This window comes from Vibrio sp. 10N.222.48.A3, from assembly GCF_041475345.1.
Classification (GTDB): Bacteria; Pseudomonadota; Gammaproteobacteria; order Enterobacterales; family Vibrionaceae; genus Vibrio; species Vibrio tasmaniensis_A.
Genome location: NZ_JBFRVX010000807.1, coordinates 1 through 1,325, shown reverse-complemented (window position 1 = coordinate 1,325; position 1,325 = coordinate 1). Strand labels below are relative to the sequence as shown.

Annotated in this window: 1 protein-coding gene; it reads right to left on the bottom strand. The window is 47.2% G+C overall.

Annotated elements, in window-relative coordinates; translation table 11 throughout:
• On the bottom strand, positions 1–1,194 hold a 1,194-nt coding region (locus AB4653_RS20040; protein ID WP_372105141.1), incomplete at its 3' end, for an ATPase, T2SS/T4P/T4SS family.
• Positions 1,195–1,325 lie beyond the last annotated feature (131 nt).

Genomic DNA, 1,325 nt, shown 5'->3' with positions numbered 1-1,325 from the left:
TAAATCACGGATCTCACCGACCATCACTACATCAGGATCTTGTCGCAAGAACGATCGTAGTGCTTCGGCAAACCCAAAACCGATCTTTGGCGTCACCTGTACCTGATTGATACCACACAGGTTGATCTCCGCCGGATCTTCAGCTGTTGAGATATTACGCTCAGAGGTGTTAAGCATGCGAAGTCCAGTGTAAAGAGAGACCGTTTTGCCACTGCCTGTGGGCCCAGTCATTAAGATCATCCCTTGCGGGCGTTTTAGGGCATTGAGATAGAGCGCTTTTTGATCCTCGCTGTAACCTAATTTATCGATATCTAAATTGGCTGCGCTGCTGTCTAGAAGACGCAGTACGATCTTTTCTCCCCACAATGTCGGTAGAGTCGACACACGCATATCGATCGCCAGCTCGTCGTTCAAACGCAGCTTAATACGGCCGTCTTGAGGTAAGCGACGTTCAGCGATATCAAGTTTGGCGAGAATCTTTAAACGAGCGGATAACCGACGGCTTAAATGAGACGCGGGCTGTTGGACCTCAACAAGAATGCCATCGCAACGCAGACGCACTCGGTAGTTTTCTTCATAAGGTTCGAAGTGGATGTCTGATGCACCTTTACGCACCGCATCAACCAGTATCTGATTGATAAATCGACTGACAGGGGAATCGTCTTGACTGAGATCTTCAATTGAACTCATTTCATCGTCAGAGACTTCAACAAGATTGGCGAGCTCATCTTGGGTGATCTCTTTGCGCTTAGAGTCTTGCCCGGAAATAGAGCGACCATACAGCTTTCGTATGGCGCCTTCTAATTCTGAATAGTTAGCGACAACGAGTTCTATCTGCAATCCAGTCGCGAATCTAAAATCGTCTTCAGCTTGCAAGTCGGTTGGATCGGCAGAGGCGAGCGTGAGAGTAGAGTTAGTGAGAACAACTGGGATAGCACGATACTTAGTGATCAATTCTCGAAGTCCCAATTGGTCACACAAGATTTCATAGTCAGTATTGGCCAGTTGCACTAACGGCAAACCGAAAATGGTTTTGATGTTATTAGCGAGGCTCTCGCCGGTGAATAAGCCCAGAGTGAGCAAAGCTTCAGGTGTAGAAATACCTGAAGCTTGTACATGTTCCGCAACGGCTTGTTCTTGAGTCAGGCTAAGTAAGTTAGCCTGACGGAGAACTGTTGGGAGGTTGGTTAGCACTACACACAGCCATCTAGAGGGATCGTTGCTTGTTTACTGTTAGTACAAACCCACCCAGAGTTACCTCTAGCAAATGTTAAGGTTGCTGCACTTATTGAGCTAGTTGCTCCAAAAGTGAATAACAGTGTGTC